The organism is Microbacterium sp. M3, assembly GCF_033548675.1.
GTDB lineage: Bacteria > Actinomycetota > Actinomycetes > Actinomycetales > Microbacteriaceae > Microbacterium > Microbacterium arthrosphaerae.
In genome coordinates this window covers 111,222-126,893 of record NZ_JAWTZT010000002.1, presented here as the reverse complement: position 1 = coordinate 126,893, position 15,672 = coordinate 111,222, and the positions used below count along the sequence as shown (strand labels likewise).

Annotated in this window: 16 protein-coding genes; 2 read left to right on the top strand and 14 right to left on the bottom strand. The window is 70.7% G+C overall.

Annotated features, from left to right (window positions below):
* Positions 1–30 precede the first annotated feature (30 nt).
* Complete coding sequence (locus tag R8Z57_RS05855; protein WP_318352845.1) at positions 31–1,446, bottom strand: dipeptidase; 1,416 nt, start codon at positions 1,444–1,446, stop codon at positions 31–33.
* 47 nt (positions 1,447–1,493) lie between these two features.
* Between R8Z57_RS05855 and R8Z57_RS05850 the strand changes: the two genes are divergently transcribed.
* The gene (locus R8Z57_RS05850; RefSeq protein WP_318352844.1) at positions 1,494–2,075 is read left to right on the top strand and encodes a DUF3043 domain-containing protein; all 582 of its coding nucleotides are present in this window, start codon (positions 1,494–1,496) and stop codon (positions 2,073–2,075) included.
* A 71-nt stretch (positions 2,076–2,146) separates the two neighbouring features.
* On the opposite strand, the gene R8Z57_RS05845 is transcribed toward R8Z57_RS05850, so the two are convergent.
* The 7 genes from R8Z57_RS05845 to R8Z57_RS05815 form a co-directional block, all read right to left on the bottom strand.
* On the bottom strand, positions 2,147–3,172 hold the full coding sequence (locus R8Z57_RS05845) for a quinone-dependent dihydroorotate dehydrogenase (RefSeq protein WP_318352843.1): 1,026 nt from the start codon (positions 3,170–3,172) through the stop codon (positions 2,147–2,149).
* A 34-nt stretch (positions 3,173–3,206) separates the two neighbouring features.
* On the bottom strand, positions 3,207–3,692 hold the full coding sequence (gene nrdR / locus R8Z57_RS05840) for a transcriptional regulator NrdR (protein WP_318352842.1): 486 nt from the start codon (positions 3,690–3,692) through the stop codon (positions 3,207–3,209).
* A 12-nt stretch (positions 3,693–3,704) separates the two neighbouring features.
* Positions 3,705–5,042, bottom strand: a complete 1,338-nt coding sequence (gene hisD, locus R8Z57_RS05835) for a histidinol dehydrogenase (RefSeq protein WP_318352841.1) — start codon at positions 5,040–5,042, stop codon at positions 3,705–3,707.
* Between the two features lie 30 nt (positions 5,043–5,072).
* Positions 5,073–6,227, bottom strand: a complete 1,155-nt coding sequence (locus R8Z57_RS05830; protein ID WP_318352840.1) for a hypothetical protein — start codon at positions 6,225–6,227, stop codon at positions 5,073–5,075.
* A 121-nt stretch (positions 6,228–6,348) separates the two neighbouring features.
* Positions 6,349–9,819, bottom strand: coding sequence for a DNA polymerase III subunit alpha (gene dnaE, locus R8Z57_RS05825; RefSeq protein WP_378722610.1), 3,471 nt, complete (start codon positions 9,817–9,819; stop codon positions 6,349–6,351).
* 256 nt (positions 9,820–10,075) lie between these two features.
* A complete protein-coding gene (locus R8Z57_RS05820; RefSeq protein ID WP_318352838.1) occupies positions 10,076–10,525 on the bottom strand; it encodes a hypothetical protein in 450 nt (149 codons plus the stop codon).
* 9 nt (positions 10,526–10,534) lie between these two features.
* On the bottom strand, positions 10,535–11,104 hold the full coding sequence (locus R8Z57_RS05815; protein ID WP_318352837.1) for a GNAT family N-acetyltransferase: 570 nt from the start codon (positions 11,102–11,104) through the stop codon (positions 10,535–10,537).
* Positions 11,105–11,196: 92 nt separating this feature from the next.
* Between R8Z57_RS05815 and R8Z57_RS05810 the strand changes: the two genes are divergently transcribed.
* Entirely contained in the window at positions 11,197–11,670 is a 474-nt protein-coding gene (locus R8Z57_RS05810; RefSeq protein ID WP_318352836.1) for an NUDIX domain-containing protein, read from the top strand.
* Between the two features lie 21 nt (positions 11,671–11,691).
* Here the strand turns inward: R8Z57_RS05810 and R8Z57_RS05805 are convergent, their stop codons facing one another.
* The 6 genes from R8Z57_RS05805 to R8Z57_RS05780 all read right to left on the bottom strand — a co-directional run bounded on the left by R8Z57_RS05805 (position 11,692) and on the right by R8Z57_RS05780 (position 15,652).
* Positions 11,692–12,612, bottom strand: coding sequence for an RluA family pseudouridine synthase (locus R8Z57_RS05805; RefSeq protein WP_318352835.1), 921 nt, complete (start codon positions 12,610–12,612; stop codon positions 11,692–11,694).
* A gap of 1 nt (position 12,613) precedes the next feature.
* Entirely contained in the window at positions 12,614–13,420 is an 807-nt protein-coding gene (gene lspA / locus R8Z57_RS05800; protein WP_378722602.1) for a signal peptidase II, read from the bottom strand.
* Between the two features lie 3 nt (positions 13,421–13,423).
* On the bottom strand, positions 13,424–13,999 hold the full coding sequence (locus R8Z57_RS05795) for a DivIVA domain-containing protein (protein WP_318352834.1): 576 nt from the start codon (positions 13,997–13,999) through the stop codon (positions 13,424–13,426).
* Positions 14,000–14,159: 160 nt separating this feature from the next.
* A complete protein-coding gene (locus tag R8Z57_RS05790) occupies positions 14,160–14,459 on the bottom strand; it encodes a YggT family protein (protein WP_318352833.1) in 300 nt (99 codons plus the stop codon).
* A 9-nt stretch (positions 14,460–14,468) separates the two neighbouring features.
* Positions 14,469–14,933 (bottom strand): cell division protein SepF, encoded by a 465-nt coding sequence (locus tag R8Z57_RS05785; RefSeq protein ID WP_318353556.1) that lies wholly within the window; start codon positions 14,931–14,933, stop codon positions 14,469–14,471.
* Positions 14,934–14,965: 32 nt separating this feature from the next.
* Positions 14,966–15,652, bottom strand: coding sequence for a YggS family pyridoxal phosphate-dependent enzyme (locus R8Z57_RS05780; protein WP_318352832.1), 687 nt, complete (start codon positions 15,650–15,652; stop codon positions 14,966–14,968).
* Positions 15,653–15,672: the final 20 nt, after the last annotated feature.

Genomic DNA, 15,672 nt, shown 5'->3' with positions numbered 1-15,672 from the left:
GAACCGGCTCCGAGACCGCCCTCTTCGCCGCTACGCCGCTCCCCCGGCGCTCGTCGACGTCCGCGCGTCGAGCTTCTCGAGCAGCAGCGCCTCGGCGAGCACCGCGTTGCGGAACGTGTCGAGGTGGAGCGATTCGTTCGGGCTGTGCGCCTTGGCGTGCGGGTCCTCGACGCCGGTCACGAGGATCTGGGCGCCCGGGAACTCGCGGACCAGGTCGGCGATGAACGGGATCGATCCGCCCACGCCGATGTCCACGGGCTCGACGCCGTAGCCCTCGTGCAGCGCTTCGCGCGCGGCGGCGACGGCCCAGCCCGAGGTGTCGACGAGGAACGCATCGCCGAAGTCCTGGTCGGTGAACTGCAGCTGTGCACCGAACGGCGCGTGGGACCGGAGGTGCTCCTCGATGGCGGCATAGGCGTCGCGCGCCGTCTGGCCGGGGGCGACGCGCGCGCTGATGACGACGGAGATCTCCGGGCTCAGCGTGTTGGACGCGTTCACCACGCTGGGTGCATCGATGCCGGTCACCGTGAGGGACGGCTTGTTCCAGATGCGGCTGAGGATCGTGCCGCGACCGACCGGCGAGACCCCGTCGGGCAGGCCGGCCTCGTCGCGGAGCGTCTCCTCGCTGTACGGCGGCGTGTCGGCATCCCGTTCCGTCAGCCCCGCCACCGCCACCGCGCCCTCGTCGTCCCAGAGCGTCGACAGCAGCTTGACCGTGGCCATCATCGCATCGGGGACCGCTCCCCCGAACATGCCGGAGTGCGAGGCGTGCTCGAGCGTGCGCACCCGGAGCGTGAACCGCGTGTTCCCCCGCAGCGAGACCGTGAGCGCCGGCGTCTTCGCGTCCCAGTTGCCCGAGTCGGCCACGACGATCACGTCGGCGCGGAGCGCGTCGGCGTTGTCGGAGAGGAACTGCGCGAACGATCGCGAGCCCGCCTCCTCCTCCCCCTCGAAGAAGAGCACCACGCCGAGGTCGAAGTCGTCGCCGATGCCCTCCTTGAGCGCGCGCAGCGCCGCGAGGTGGGCCATGACGCCGGCCTTGTCGTCCGCTGCGCCGCGTCCGTACAGACGCCCGCCCCGGACGGTCGGCTCGAACGGCGCCGACTCCCACAGCGACTCGTCGCCCACCGGCTGCACGTCGTGATGCGCGTAGAGCAGGATCGTCGGGCGCCCGTTGCGCGCCGCACGGGTGGCGAGGACGGCGGGGTTGCCCTGCTCGTCGGTCCCTGGCACGGCAGCGGTGCGGATCTCGACGGTCTCGAACAGCCCGGTCTCGCGCACCAGCTCGGCCACGGCATCCGCGCTCCGCCGCACTTCCGCGGGGTCGAAGCCGGGGAACGCGATGGACGGGATGCGGACGAGGGCGCCGAGATCGGCGAGTGCCGAAGGGATGCCGGAGGTCGCGGCGTCGCGCACAGCAGCCTGTCGGGAGAGCTCAGTGGTCATGCGGGTAATCTTAAGCACACCCCTACTCCGCACATCGAGGATCACCCGTGGCCAAAGACTCCGCCCCCGTGCCGAACGACGCTCCCTCCGAGGGAACCGTCCTGAACGGCGCGCCTGTCGGAAAGGGTCGCGCCACCCCTTCGCGCGCCGAGCAGGAGGCCGCGCGCAAGCGCCCCCTCGTCGCCGACACCAAGGAGGCGCGTGCGCGCGCGAAGGCGGATCTCGCCGCGCAGCGCGAGAAGGCTCGCATCGGCATGGCCAACGGCGATCCGCGCTACCTCCCGGCTCGCGACCAGGGCGCGCAGCGCAAGTTCGTGCGCGACTGGGTCGACGCGGGCTGGCACCTCGGTGAGGCCGTCATGCCGGCGATGGTGCTCGTGATCCTCGCCACGTTCCTGCCCATCCCTGCGCTGCAGTACTACGCGTTCGTGGGTCTGTGGATCTTCATCTTCTTCGTCATCGGCGACATGGTGCTCACCTCGATCACCGTGAAGCGCGCCGTGAAGCGGAAGTTCGGCGAGGGCAAGATGGAGAAGGGGCTCGGCTGGTACGCCGCGATGCGGACCGTGCAGATGCGATTCCTGCGCCTGCCCAAGCCCCAGGTGAAGCGCGGCCAGAAGCCCGCCTGACCGGCTCGGCGGTCGCCGCGTCGGCGTCCTGAGGTCTGAGGCGTCCCAGTCGCGACGCCGAGTCCCGGCGCTCAGGCCCCCTTTATCAGGCCTCGGTTGATCTGGCGCGCCCACAGCGGCCCGCGGTACAGGAACGCCGTGTAGCCCTGTACGAGGGTGGCACCGGCATCCAACCGCTCGCGCACGTCGGCGGCGGTCTCGACCCCGCCGACCGAGATCACGCAGAACTCTGCGGGCACGGTCGCGCGCAGCAGCTGCAGCACCTCGAGCGCCCGCACCTTCAGCGGGGCGCCCGACAGCCCGCCGTCCCCCGCCGCGGCGACCGTGGCGGGGTTGGTCATGAGGCCGGCGCGAGAGATGGTCGTGTTCGTCGCGATGATGCCGGCGAGACCCGCGTCGACCGCCAGCTGCGCGATCGCGGCGATCTCGTCGTCGGGCAGGTCGGGCGCGATCTTCACCAGGAGCGGTGTCGCGCCGGCGGCCTCGCGCACCGCGTCGAGCAGCGGCCGCAGCGTCTCGACCGCCTGCAGCCCGCGGAGCCCCGGGGTGTTCGGCGACGACACGTTCACGACGAGATAGTCGGCGAGGGGCGCGAGCAGCGTGGCGCTGCGGACGTAGTCGGCGGTGGCGTCGGCGACGTCGACGACGCGGCTCTTGCCGATGTTCACGCCGAGCACCGAGCGCCGCGAGCGCTTGCGCAGCGTGCGCAGGCGCGCCGCCGCGGCGTCGGCGCCGTGGTTGTTGAAGCCCATGCGGTTGACGACCGCGCGATCCGGGATGAGCCGGAACAGCCGCGGACGCGGGTTGCCGTCCTGCGGGATCGCGGTGACCGTGCCGACCTCGACGTGCCCGAACCCGAGGGCGTGCAGCCCGGCCGCGCCGGTGACGTCCTTGTCGAACCCGGCGGCGACGCCGAACGGGGACTCGAAGCGGAGGCCGAGCGCTGTGGTGGCGAGTTCGGGTGCGGGACGGGTGAGCGCGCGCGCTGCCCACGAGACCGGCGGGACACCCAGTATCCGGATCACCCGCATCGCGGCGTGGTGGGCGGACTCGGGGTCCATGCGCGACAGGACGGTGCGGAAGAGGAGGGGATACATCCCTCCTAGGCTATCGGTCGCCTCCGCCGCTCCCTCATTCGGCGGCGGCGTCCTCGGTGCGCGTGCGCGCGTGGCCGTGATCGGCGCGGAGCTGCTCGATGGCGGACTCGAAGTCCTCGAGCGAGTCGAACGCCTGGTAGACGCTCGCGAAGCGCAGGTACGCGACCTCGTCCAGGTCGCGCAGCGGCCCGAGGATCGCCAGCCCGATCTCGTTCGCGTCCAGCTGCGACGCGCCGGTCTGGCGGATGCTCTCCTCGACGGTCTGCGCGAGCACCGCGAGGTCGGCCTCGGTCACCGGACGCCCCTGGCACGCCTTGCGGACCCCCGACATGACCTTCTCGCGGCTGAACGGCTCGATCACGCCGGAGCGCTTGATGACGTTGAGGCTGGCCGTCTCGACGGTCGTGAACCGGCCACCGCACTGCGGGCACTGACGACGGCGACGGATGCTGAGTCCGTCATCGCTCGTGCGGGAGTCGATGACGCGGGAGTCGGCGTGGCGGCAGAACGGGCAGTGCATGACAGAGCCAGCCTACGCGCGGTTCTCGCCGCCGGGCTCGCCGTGCGCGGCGTCCGCGAAGCGGGCGGTGATGGCCTCGCCGTGTGCGGGAAGCGCCTCGGCCTCGGCCAGGGTGACGATCGCGTCGCGGACGACCGCCAGCGCGTTGCGGTCGTACGAGATCACCTGCTGCGGCCGCAGGAAGGTGGCCGCAGACAGTCCGGCCGAGTACCGCGCCTGGCCGCCGGTCGGGAGGACGTGGTTGCTGCCGGCGAGGTAGTCGCCGAGGCTGACCGGCGAGTCGGCGCCGACGAACACCGCTCCCGCGTGCACGAAGTCCTTGGGGCGGGGAACCTCGAGGTGCAGCTCGAGGTGTTCCGGGGCGTACGCGTTGCTGAACGCGGTCGCCGTCGCGAGGTCGTCGACGAGCACGATCGCGGACTGCGGGCCGGTGAGCGCCGCCGTCACGCGCTCGGCGTGCCGCGTCGCCGCCGCGCGGGGCCCGATCGCCTGCTCCACCTCGCGCGCGAGACGCTCCGAGGTGGTGACGAGCACCGCCGAGGCCTGTTCGTCGTGCTCGGCCTGGCTGATGAGGTCGACCGCGACGAGGTCGGCGTCGGCGCTGTCGTCGGCGACGATGAGGATCTCGGTGGCGCCGGCTTCGGCATCCGTCCCCACGAGTCCGGCGACCGCGCGCTTGGCGGCAGCGACGAAGTTGTTGCCCGGACCCGTCACCACGTCGACGGGCTCGAGCCCGAGCGACGGCACGCCGTGGGCGAGCGCCCCGATCGCGCCGGCACCGCCCATCGCGTACACCTCGGTGACGCCGAGCAGGCGGGCGGCGCCGAGGATGACGGGGTGGACGCGCCCGCCGTATTCGCGCTGCGGCGGGGAGGCGAGGGCGATCTCGGACACACCGGCGACCTGGGCCGGCACGACGTTCATGACGACGCTCGACGGGTAGACGGCCTTGCCGCCGGGCACGTAGAGGCCGACGCGGCGCACCGGCTGCCAGCGCTGCTCGACCCGCGCACCCGGACCCAGCTCCGTGACGGACGGCGCGGGCACCTGAGCGGCGGATGCCTCGCGCACGCGCTCGATCGCCTGCTCGAGCGCGGCGCGCACGGCCGGGTCGAGCGCGTCGAGCGCCTCGTCGAGGTGCGCCGCGGGTACCCGGATGTCGTGCCCGGTCGCGCCGTCGAAGCGCTCGGCCTGCTCGCGGAGCGCGGCCTCACCCCGTGTCGCGACGTCGTCCACGATGTGGGCGGCGATGGCGAGGGCCTCCTCCCGCGCCGCGACGGCGCGGGGAACGGTCGCGAGGAGTTCGGCGGGCGAGAGCGTGCGCCCGCGCAGATCGATCGTCCGGAGCATCCGTCTACGCTACCGCCCGCGTCGCCGCGTTCAGCCGCGCGTGACGCCCGAGACGTCGTGCAGGTAGCCGATGCGGCCGTCCTCGTGGCGCACCACGAACGCGTCGCCCCGATCCTCGATGACGAGCGCCCACGCGGTGGGCCCGATGCGGAACACCGGGATGCCGATCTCGTCGACGACGTCGCGCTCCTCGGGCACGAGTGCCCAGAAGGCCTGGTGCTGCGGGGCCGTCGCCGCGGCGGGCTCGACGGTGGAGGACGGGTTCTCGACCTGCTCGAACGACTCGCGCGTCTGGACGGGCTCGGCGATCGCCGGGGTGTCTTCGGTGGTCGTGCGGGCGGCGGGAGTCGCATCCTCTACGGAGGTCGCGGGCTCGGCGGGCGCCGGCGCCGAAACGGCCTCGTCCACGGGGATGACGGTGGTCACCGCGTCGCCGGCGTCGGGGGCCTGCGGCGCGTCGACGACGGGCGTGCGGTACGCGGAGTTCTCAGCGGCGTAGGGCGCGGCGTTCTCCGAGGCGTAGGGGCCCGCCTGCTCGGCGCCGTACGGGGCACCGGCCGCGGTGGGCGCGGCGCCCTGCGCGTACGGCTGGAAGTCGTCGTCGGCGGCGCGGTCGGGGCGCGCCACGACCGGACGCGGCGAGACGCGCCGCACCGGGCGCGCGTTGCGGTGCGCCGGCAGCTCGGGGCGGCCGCGGAAGTCCTCGGCGAACGGCGGGATGAGGGGCGCGCACACCGTGAGCACGACGCCGGCGAGCATGAGGATCAGCTCGACCCAGACGACCCACGTGGACACGAAGAACGAGTCATTGGCGAGCGAGACGAACGAGTCCCAGAGGATCGAGAGCCAGACGACGGCGGAGACGGAGAAGGCGACGGAGGCGAACTGGTCGATGCCGAGCGAGCCGACCCGGCGGATCCCTTCGGGCGACAGGCGGCGCAGCACGATCAGGAACACCGCCACGGTGGGGACCCCGATGGTCAGCACCCACTGGATGCCGCTGGTCCAGACCGACGCCCACACGCGGTCGAGGTCGATGATCGGGAAGAACGAGACCACGAAGGCGACGAACCACGTGCCCAGCAGGGCGACCTCGCGGATCGAGAACGGACCCACGCCGTACTGCGGCGGCTCCTCCGTCGTGACCGCCTCGTCGATGTTCCCGTCCTGCTGCGCGTCCGTCACGATCGTCCCTTCCGTGCGAGCTCCCGAGGCCCGCGTCGACCCGATTTTACCCACGGCGCATGAGACGCCGATGAGATGGCACGGCGTCCGGCGACACCAGCGCCCCTGCCTCGAGGGGTTTCTACCCGAGGCACTGCGGCCCGAGCAGACCCTTCAGTTCGCCGTACAGATCAGGCGTGATCCGCACGGTCTGCGGCACTTCGAAGACCTTCGCGACACTGCCGCTGTGCAGCTTCAGCGACACCTCGGTGTCTCCGGCGTGTCGCGTCAGGGTCTGCAGCAGCTCGCCGATCAGCATCTCGCTGGCGCGGCGCTCGGGCATGACCAGGACGAGCGACCCCGATTCGTCCATCGCCCCGAGGTCGGGGCTGAACGCCGACTGCGCGTGCAGGTTCATGCCGTCGTCGCGACGCGACACGCGTCCGCGCACGACGAGGATGGAGTCGGCCTGGAGCATGTGCTGGAACTCGGTGTAGGTCTTGCCCATGAACATGACCGTGATCTCGCCGTCGAAGTCCTCGACGGTGATCATGCCGTAGGGGTTGCCGCTCTGCTTCGCCACGCGGTGCTGCACGCTGGTGACGAGTCCGGCGATGGTCACCTGGTCGCCGTCGCCGACGTCCTCCGAGGCGAGCAGGTCGTGGATGCTGGTCGACGCATGCTTGGCGAGCGGGATCTCGAGGCCGGCGAGCGGATGGTCCGAGACGTACAGGCCGAGCATCTCGCGCTCGAACGCCAGCTTGTCCTTCTTCGTCCACTCCGGACGCTCGGGCACTTTGGCGGCCTGCTGCGGCTCGTCGTCGCCCCACAGCGAGTCGAAGTCGAAGCCCACCTCGCCGTTGGCCTCGCGCCGCTTGTCGAGCACGGCCGCCTCGGTCGCGTCCTCGTGGATCTCCATGAGCGCCCGGCGCGTCGACCCCAGCGAGTCGAACGCCCCGGCCTTGATGAGGGACTCCACGGTGCGCTTGTTCGCGACGTGCATCGGCACCTTCGCGAGGAAGTCGTGGAAGCTCGCGTAGTTCGCGTCCGCACGCGCGGCGACGATCCCGTCGACCACGTTCGCGCCGACGTTGCGGACGGCCCCCAGACCGAAGCGGATGTCTTCGCCCACGGCGGCGAAGTAGCGGATCGACTGCCCGACGTCGGGCGGGAGCACCCGGATGCCCATGCGGCGGCACTCGTTCAGGTACACCGCCATCTTGTCCTTGGAGTCGCCGACGCTGGTGAGGAGCGCCGCCATGTACTCGGCGGGATAGTGCGCCTTGAGGTAGGCGGTCCAGTACGAGACGAGGCCGTAGGCGGCGGAGTGCGCCTTGTTGAAGGCGTAGTCCGAGAAGGGCAGCAGGATGTCCCACAGCGCCTGGATGGCGGCGTCGCCGAAGCCGCGCTCCTTCATGCCGCCGGAGAAGCCCTCGTACTGCTTGTCGAGCTCGGACTTCTTCTTCTTGCCCATCGCGCGACGCAGGATGTCGGCCTGTCCGAGCGAGAACCCGGCGACCTTCTGCGCGATCGCCATGACCTGCTCCTGATAGATGATCAGGCCGTAGCTGATGTCGAGGATGTCTTTGAGCGGCTCTTCGAGCTCGGGATGGATCGGCGTGACAGGCTGCTGGCCGTTCTTGCGCAGCGCGTAGTTGATGTGCGAGTTCGCACCCATCGGTCCCGGACGGTACAGCGCGATGACGGCCGAGACGTCCTCGAAGTTGTCGGGCTTCATGAGCCGCAGAAGCGACCGCATGGGTCCGCCGTCGAGCTGGAACACGCCGAGCGTGTCACCCCGCGTGAGCAGGTCGTAGGCCGCGCGGTCGTCGAGGGCGAGGTGCTCCAGGTCGAGCTCCTCCCCCCGGTTCATGCGGATGTTGTCGAGGGCGTCCGAGATGATCGTGAGGTTGCGCAGCCCCAGGAAGTCCATCTTGATGAGGCCCAGGGTCTCGCACGACGGGTAGTCGAACTGCGTGACGATCTGGCCGTCCTGCTCGCGCCGCATGATCGGGATGATGTCGAGCAGCGGTTCGCTCGACATGATCACGCCGGCGGCGTGCACGCCCCACTGACGCTTGAGCCCCTCGAGCCCGAGCGCACGGTCGAACACCGTCTTCGCCTCGGGGTCGGTGTCGATGAGCGTCCGGAACTCCACCGCCTCCTTGTAGCGGGGATGCTGCGGGTCGAACATGCCGTCCAGTGGCATGTCCTTGCCCATGACGGGCGGCGGCATCGCCTTCGTGAGCCGCTCCCCCATGCTGAACGGGAAGCCGAGCACACGACCGGCGTCCTTCAGGGCCTGCTTCGACTTGATCGTGCCGTACGTCACGATCTGGGCGACGCGCTCGGAGCCGTACTTCGCGGTGACGTAGTCGATCACCTCGCCCCGGCGACGGTCGTCGAAGTCGACGTCGAAGTCGGGCATCGAGACGCGGTCGGGGTTGAGGAAGCGCTCGAAGATGAGGCCGTGCTCGAGCGGGTCGAGGTCGGTGATCCGCATCGCGTACGCGACCATCGAGCCGGCACCGGAGCCACGCCCCGGGCCGACGCGGATGCCGTTGTCTTTGGCCCAGTTGATGAAGTCCGCGACGACCAGGAAGTAGCCGGGGAATCCCATCTGCAGGATGATGCCGGTCTCGTACTCGGCCTGCTTCCGGACCTTTTCGGGGATGCCGCCGGGATACCGGTAGTGCAGCCCCCGCTCGACCTCCTTGATGAGCCAGCTGTCTTCGGTCTCGCCGTCGGGCACCGGGAAGCGCGGCATGTAGTTCGCGGAGGTGTTGAACTCGACCTTGCACCGCTCGGCGATGAGGAGCGTGTTGTCGCACGCCTCGGGGTGGTCGCGGAACAGCTGCCGCATCTCCTGCGCGGTCTTGATGTAGTACCCGTCGCCGTCGAACTTGAACCGGTTGGGATCGTCGAGCGTCGAGCCGGACTGCACGCAGAGCAGCGCCGCGTGCGCGTCGGCCTCGTGCTGGTGGGTGTAGTGCGAGTCGTTCGTCGCCACGAGCGGGATATCGAGGTCTTTCGCGAGGCGCAGCAGATCCGTCATGATCCGGCGCTCGATCGAGAGCCCGTGGTCCATGATCTCGGCGAAGTAGTTCTCCTTGCCGAAGATGTCCTGGAACTCCGCCGCCGCCGCGCGCGCCGCGTCGTACTGTCCGAGCCGCAGACGCGTCTGCACCTCGCCGGACGGGCAGCCGGTCGTGGCGATCAGGCCCTTGCCGTACGTCTGCAGCAGCTCGCGATCCATACGCGGCTTGAAGTAGTAGCCCTCCATGCTCGAGAGCGAGCTCAGCCGGAACAGGTTGTGCATGCCCCCGGTGTTCTCGCTCCACAGGGTCATGTGCGTGTAGGCGCCGGATCCCGACACGTCGTCGCTCTTCTGCTCCGGCGTTCCCCAGGCCACCCGGGACTTGTCGCTGCGGTGCGTGCCGGGGGTGACGTACGCCTCGAGGCCGATGATCGGGTTGACGCCGGCCGCCTGCGCGGCGCGGTAGAACTCGAACGCCGCGAAGGTGTTGCCGTGGTCGGTGACGGCGATCGCCGGCATCCCGTACTCCGCCGCCGCCTGCGTCATCGCGCCGATCTTGGCGGCCCCGTCGAGCATCGAGTACTCGCTGTGAACGTGCAGATGTACGAAGGAGTCGGATGCCACGCAACGAGTCTACGAAGCCCTCCGACATCGTCCGCGGGCGACCCGGGATTTGCCAAGTTCGCCCGCGGAGGTCAATTCACCCTCCAGTTCAACGTGAAGGTCGCGTCGCGACGAGACAGCACGACCGCATCGACGGATGCCGCCACCCGGTGCGTTCGTGCGGCCTCGTGTCCGTCCGCCGGATGCCGCGCCTGCGGTTCACGGAATGTCAGAAGTCCTCGTCGAGCGCGTACTGCTGCTGCCAGGTGTGCGGGCGGTCGATCCCGAGCCCGTAGAGGTACCGGATGAGCTGGCCGTGGTGCTGCGTCTCGTGCTCCAGCAGCGCGAGCGCGTACCGGAGCGAGTCCTCGTCACCGGCATCGATGGACGCCACCCACGCATCGACCTCCGCAGCGGTCGTCGAGAACGCCGCGCGGAGGGCCGCGGCATCCGTCGACTCTTCCGCGGTCACCGGACTCGTGAAGCCCTGCCACTCCCCCGCGCGCGCCGCCCGCGGGTAGCTCTCGCGCGCACCCAGCACGCACCACAGCTGGTGTCCGACGGTGTCGGACGGGAGATCGCGCAGATGCGAGCCGAGGTGCTCGGGCGGGACCGTGTCGAGGAGGTCGAGGTAGAGGGTGTTGGAGCGCTCGAAGCGACGCTGCAGCAGGTGGTTCACGCGTCCACGCTAGAGGTCGCGGCGCATCAGCACGCGAGGGAATCCGGACAGCACGGATTCGGTGTCGGCGGCCTTGGTGAAGCCGGCCCGCTCGAACAGGCGTCGCGTGCCGACGTACGCCATCGTGAGGTCGACCCTCTCGTCGCCGTTGTCGACGGGGTAGCCCTCGAGCGCCGGCGCGCCCTGCTCGCGCGCGAAATCGACGGCCCCGTCGATGAGCGCGTGCATCACGCCCTTCTTGCGGTGTCCGGGGCGGACGCGGAAGCACCACAGCGACCACACGTCCTGGTCGTCGACGTGCGGGATCTTGCGGAACGTCGCGAAATGGGTACGCGTGCGCGGCGCGACGGCCGCCCAGCCGACGACCTCGTCGCCGTCGTATGCCAGGACGCCGATCGGCCCCTCCTCCGCCATGAGCCGCTGGACGCGCTCCGCGCGCTCGGGGCCGCGGAGGGCCGTCGCCTCTTTGCTCGGGATGCGATAGCTCAGGCAGAAGCACACGCTCGACTGCGGATTCTTCGGTCCGACCATGGTCGCGACATCCGCGAAGACCGTCGCCGGCCGCACTTCGATCGTCATGACGACACTCTGCCGGAGGCCTGCGACATCCGCACTGACATCCGCACCGGCATCCGCGAGGCGTGCCGGCCGGGCGCCCTATGGTGGGACCCATGCCGACGCCCGACTTCGTCCTCGACCTGCGCCGCAAGGTCGGAACCGCCCCGCTCCCCCTCGTCGGCGTGACCGCCGTCGTACTGCGCGACGGGAAGGTGCTGCTCGGCCGGCGCAGCGACAACGGCCACCTCACGCCGGTGACCGGGATCGTCGACCCCGGCGAGCAGCCCGCGGACGCGGCCGTGCGCGAGACCCTCGAGGAGGCCGGCGTGGCGTGCCGCGTGGAGCGTCTCGCGTGGGTGCACCAGCTCCCCCGGGTCGTGTACCCGCACGGCGACCAGGTCGACTACCTCGACCTGGTCTTCCGGTGCACGTGGCTCTCGGGCGAGCCCCGCCCGGTGGACGGCGAGATGACCGAGGTCGGCTGGTACGACCTCGACGCGCTTCCGGAGCTGGAGCTTCCCGACATGTACCGCCGCATCGCGCTGGCCCGCACCGAGGGGCCGGCGCACTTCGAGGGCGGCCGCTGACGCGCCCACCGAAACGCGGGCTCAGTCCCCGCGCAGCAGTTCGAGCGCGTGGGCGAGGTCGGCGGGATACTCCGACGTGAAGGTGACCCATTCGCCGGTCGCCGGGTGCACGAACGAGAGCTCGTGCGCGTGCAGCCACTGCCGCGTGAGCCCCAGCCGCGCCGACAGCGTCGGGTCGGCGCCGTAGAGCGGGTCGCCCACGCACGGATGCCGGTGCGCGGCCATGTGCACGCGGATCTGGTGGGTGCGGCCGGTCTCGAGATGGATCTCGAGCAGCGACGCGCCGGGGAACGCCTCGAGCGTCTCGTAGTGGGTGACCGAGTCCTTGCCCTCGGGCGTCACCGCGAACTTCCACGAGTGGGAAGGATGCCGCCCGATCGGCGCGTCGATGGTGCCGGCCAGCGGGTCGGGGTGGCCCTGCACGACGGCGTGGTAGATCTTCTCCACCTCCCGCTCCTTGAAGGCGCGCTTGAGCGCGACGTAGGCGCGCTCGGTCTTCGCCACCACCATGAGGCCGCTGGTGCCGACGTCCAGCCGGTGGACGACGCCCTGGCGCTCGGCGGCGCCCGTCGTGGCGATGCGGTAGCCGGCCGCGGCGAGGCCGCCCAGCACGGTGGGGCCCTCCCAGCCGAGCGACGGGTGCGCCGCGACTCCGGAGGGCTTGTCGACCACGACGATGTCGTCGTCGTCGTAGGCGATGCCGAGGTCGGGCACATCGACCGGCACGACACGGGGCTCCTCCTTGGGCGCCCACGACACGTCGAGCCACGCGCCGCCCCGCAGCTTGTCGGACTTGGTCAGCTCACGCCCGTCCATGACGACGCCGCCGGCCTCGGCCACTTCCGCGGCGAACGTGCGCGAGAAGCCGAGCATCTTCGCCAGGGCCGCGTCGACGCGGCTGCCGTCGAGCCCGTCGGGAACGGGAAGGCTGCGCGACTCCACGTCAGAGCTGGGCGCCGGAGCCGGGACGTCCGTCCGGCCCAGGCTCGCGGCCGGCCTCGTACTCCTCGGCCTCGCGCTCAGCCTCGGCCTCGACCGCGCGCTGCTCGCTCTCGCTCAGTGGCGGGAGGCCGCGCTCGGCGGCCGGGATGCCGGCATCCGGATCGGCGACGGGGAACTCGCTGCCGAAGCCCTCCACCGCACCGCCGGGCGCGAACTGGTCGCCCTCGGCGCCGAGCAGCGTCTCGTCGTCCGCGTCGTCGTGCTCTTCCTTGCGGCTGTGGTCGCGCGTACCGTCCATGTGAACCCCCACGAGTACCAAGAGTGCGATCGCGATCATGTCGCACACGATGAAGATGTCGGCGATGTTGTAGATCGCCGGCGACATGCCGGGGAAGAACCACATCCACGGCGTGTTGATGAAGTCGATGACGTGGCCGACGCCGAAGCCCGGCTCACGGAACAGGCGGTCGGTGAGGTTGCCCAGCACGCCGCCGAGGAGCAGGCCCAGCGCCACCGCCCACAGACGCGAGCGCACGCGGGTCGCGGCGAGCCATCCGATGACGATGGCCACAGCGCCCAGCGCGATCGTGAAGATCCACGTGACCTCCTCGCCGAGCGAGAAGGCGGCGCCCGGGTTGCGGGTCAGGTAGAAGCTCAGGAAGTCGCCGAGGACCGGGACCGATTCCTGGTACGGCAGGTTCTCGAGAGCGAAGTACTTCGCCAACTGGTCGGCGGCCAGCACCAGCACCGCGAGACCCGCGATGATGGTGCCGGCCGCCGCCTGACGAAGGGGAGTCCGGCGCGTCAAGGCCTAGAGGCCGAGAGCCGACACCGGCTGTGCGCCGGACGTCGTCGCCGTGGTCTCGAGGTCGCGGAGCTTGCCCTCGATGTAGCTGCGCAGCTGCGCACGGTAGTCGCGCTCGAAGTTGCGCAGCTCGGAGATGCGGCCCTCGAGCGTGGTGCGCTCGCGCTCGAGCTTCGAGAGCTCCTCGCGGCCACGCGTCTCGGCCTCGGACACGATCGAGGCGGCCTGCGACTTGGCGTCGGCGATCAGCTGGTCGCGCTGGGCGATGCCCTCGGCCACGTGCTCGTCGTGCAGGCGCTGGGCCAGCTCGATGATGCCGGCGCTCGCGGCGGGGCCGCCGGCGGTCGGAGCGGCCTCGACCGGGGCCGGGGCCGGGGCGGCGGGCTCGGCGGCGCGCGCCGGAGCGGCACCCGACTCGTACGCCGCCAGCTTGGCCTTCAGCTCCTCGTTCTCGGCGAGGGCCTTGCGCCACTCGACGACGATCTCGTCGAGGAAGTCGTCCACCTCGTCGGGGTCGAAGCCCTCCTTGAAGCGGACGTGCTGGAACTGCTTGGTGACGACGTCATCGGGGGACAAAGCCATGGTGATTCCTCTTTCGAGCGTCTGGACGGTGCCGGCCGTTCGACCGGTGCCCGGGGGCCGATGTCGGTGCGGTCACCGAGTCGGCGACCGTTCGTATCAGCAAAGCATAGTCATCGGTTCTGAGAGTGTCGAAGGCGCACGGCGCCCTCGACGCGATCGATCATCCCGCGAGCGTGCGCGTGACGCTGAGCAGGATGAAGCACAGCAGCATCGTCAGCGCGAATCCGAAGTCGATCGCGATGGCGCCGACGCGCAACGGCGGGATGAAGCGCCGGAACAGCCTGATCGGCGGGTCGGTGACGGTGTAGACGATCTCCGCGGCGACGAGCCCCGCACCTCGCGGACGCCACTCCCGGTTGAAGAACGGGATCCAGTCGAGCACCAGCCGCGCGAGCAACACGAAGACATAGAGCAGCAGCGCGAGGTTGAGGATCGCTGCGATGAGTTGGACGACTGCCACGTAGCCAGATTACGGCTGCGCGAACGGAACCGACTCCGGATCCGCCTGGGCCACCGCACCGTCGCCCGACACGGCGACGTTCTCGGGCGAGAGCAGGAACACCTTGCTGGTGACCCGCTCGATGCGCCCGTACAGGCCGAGCGACAGCCCGCTCGCGAAGTCGATCAGGCGGCGCGCGTCGGCGTCGCTCATCTGCGAGAGGTTGATGATGACCGGGATGCCGTCACGGAAGTTCTCGGCGATGATCTGGGCGTCGCGGTACTGCTTCGGGTGCACGGTGAGGATCTCGTTGATCGCCGTCGGCGCCGGCTGCCGCACGACGGCGGGCCGGTGGATCGGAGTCACCGGCGCGGCCGGCTTGTCGACCACCTTCTCGGCGGCGCGAGCACGGGGCTGCGGCGCCGGCTCTTCGTAGACCTCTTCCTCGTCGGCGAGTCCGAGGTACACCATGGTCTTCTTGAGCGGGTTCGACATCTGATCCTCCGTAGTGCTCATCTGTTCCGAGGTTAACCGCGTTCTGGTCTCGGGCCGGTGATTGCGGAACCGATCCGAAGGTGTGTCGCGCCGGCGGCGATCGCCTCGGCGAAGTCGCCGGTCATGCCGGCGGAGATCCAGGTGGCATCGGGGACGACGCCCCGCACGGTGTCGGCGAGCCCGCGGAGCCGCTCGAAGGCCGCCGCGGGCGGCTCGCCGAGCGGCGCGACGGCCATCACCCCGCGGACGCGCAGCGACGGCAGGCCTGCGGCATGGGCCGCCAGCGCCTCGATCTCGGCGGGTGCGACGCCGCCGCGCCCCGGATCGTCGGTGAGGTTCGCCTGCAGCAGGACGTCGAGCACCGGATCACCCGGCTGGGCCGCCGCGTGCAGCGCGTCGGCGAGGCGGGTGCGGTCGAGCGAGTGGACGACGGATGCCGCGGCCCGCACCGCACGCGCCTTGTTGGTCTGCGCCTGCCCGATGAAGTGCCACCGCAGGCCGTCGAGATCGCCGACCTCGACGGCCTTGCGGCTGAACTCCTGCTGGCGGTTCTCCCCCACGTCGCGCACCCCGAGCCCGTAGAGCTCGGTCACGAGCGAGGCAGGGTGGAACTTCGTCACGACGATGCGGGTCACCTCGGACGGATCGCGGCCCGCCGCGTGGGCGGCATCCGCGATCCTCTCGTCGACCGCCGCGAGACGGGCGGAGAGATCCTCCATGCGATTCCTGGGCCTGTCTC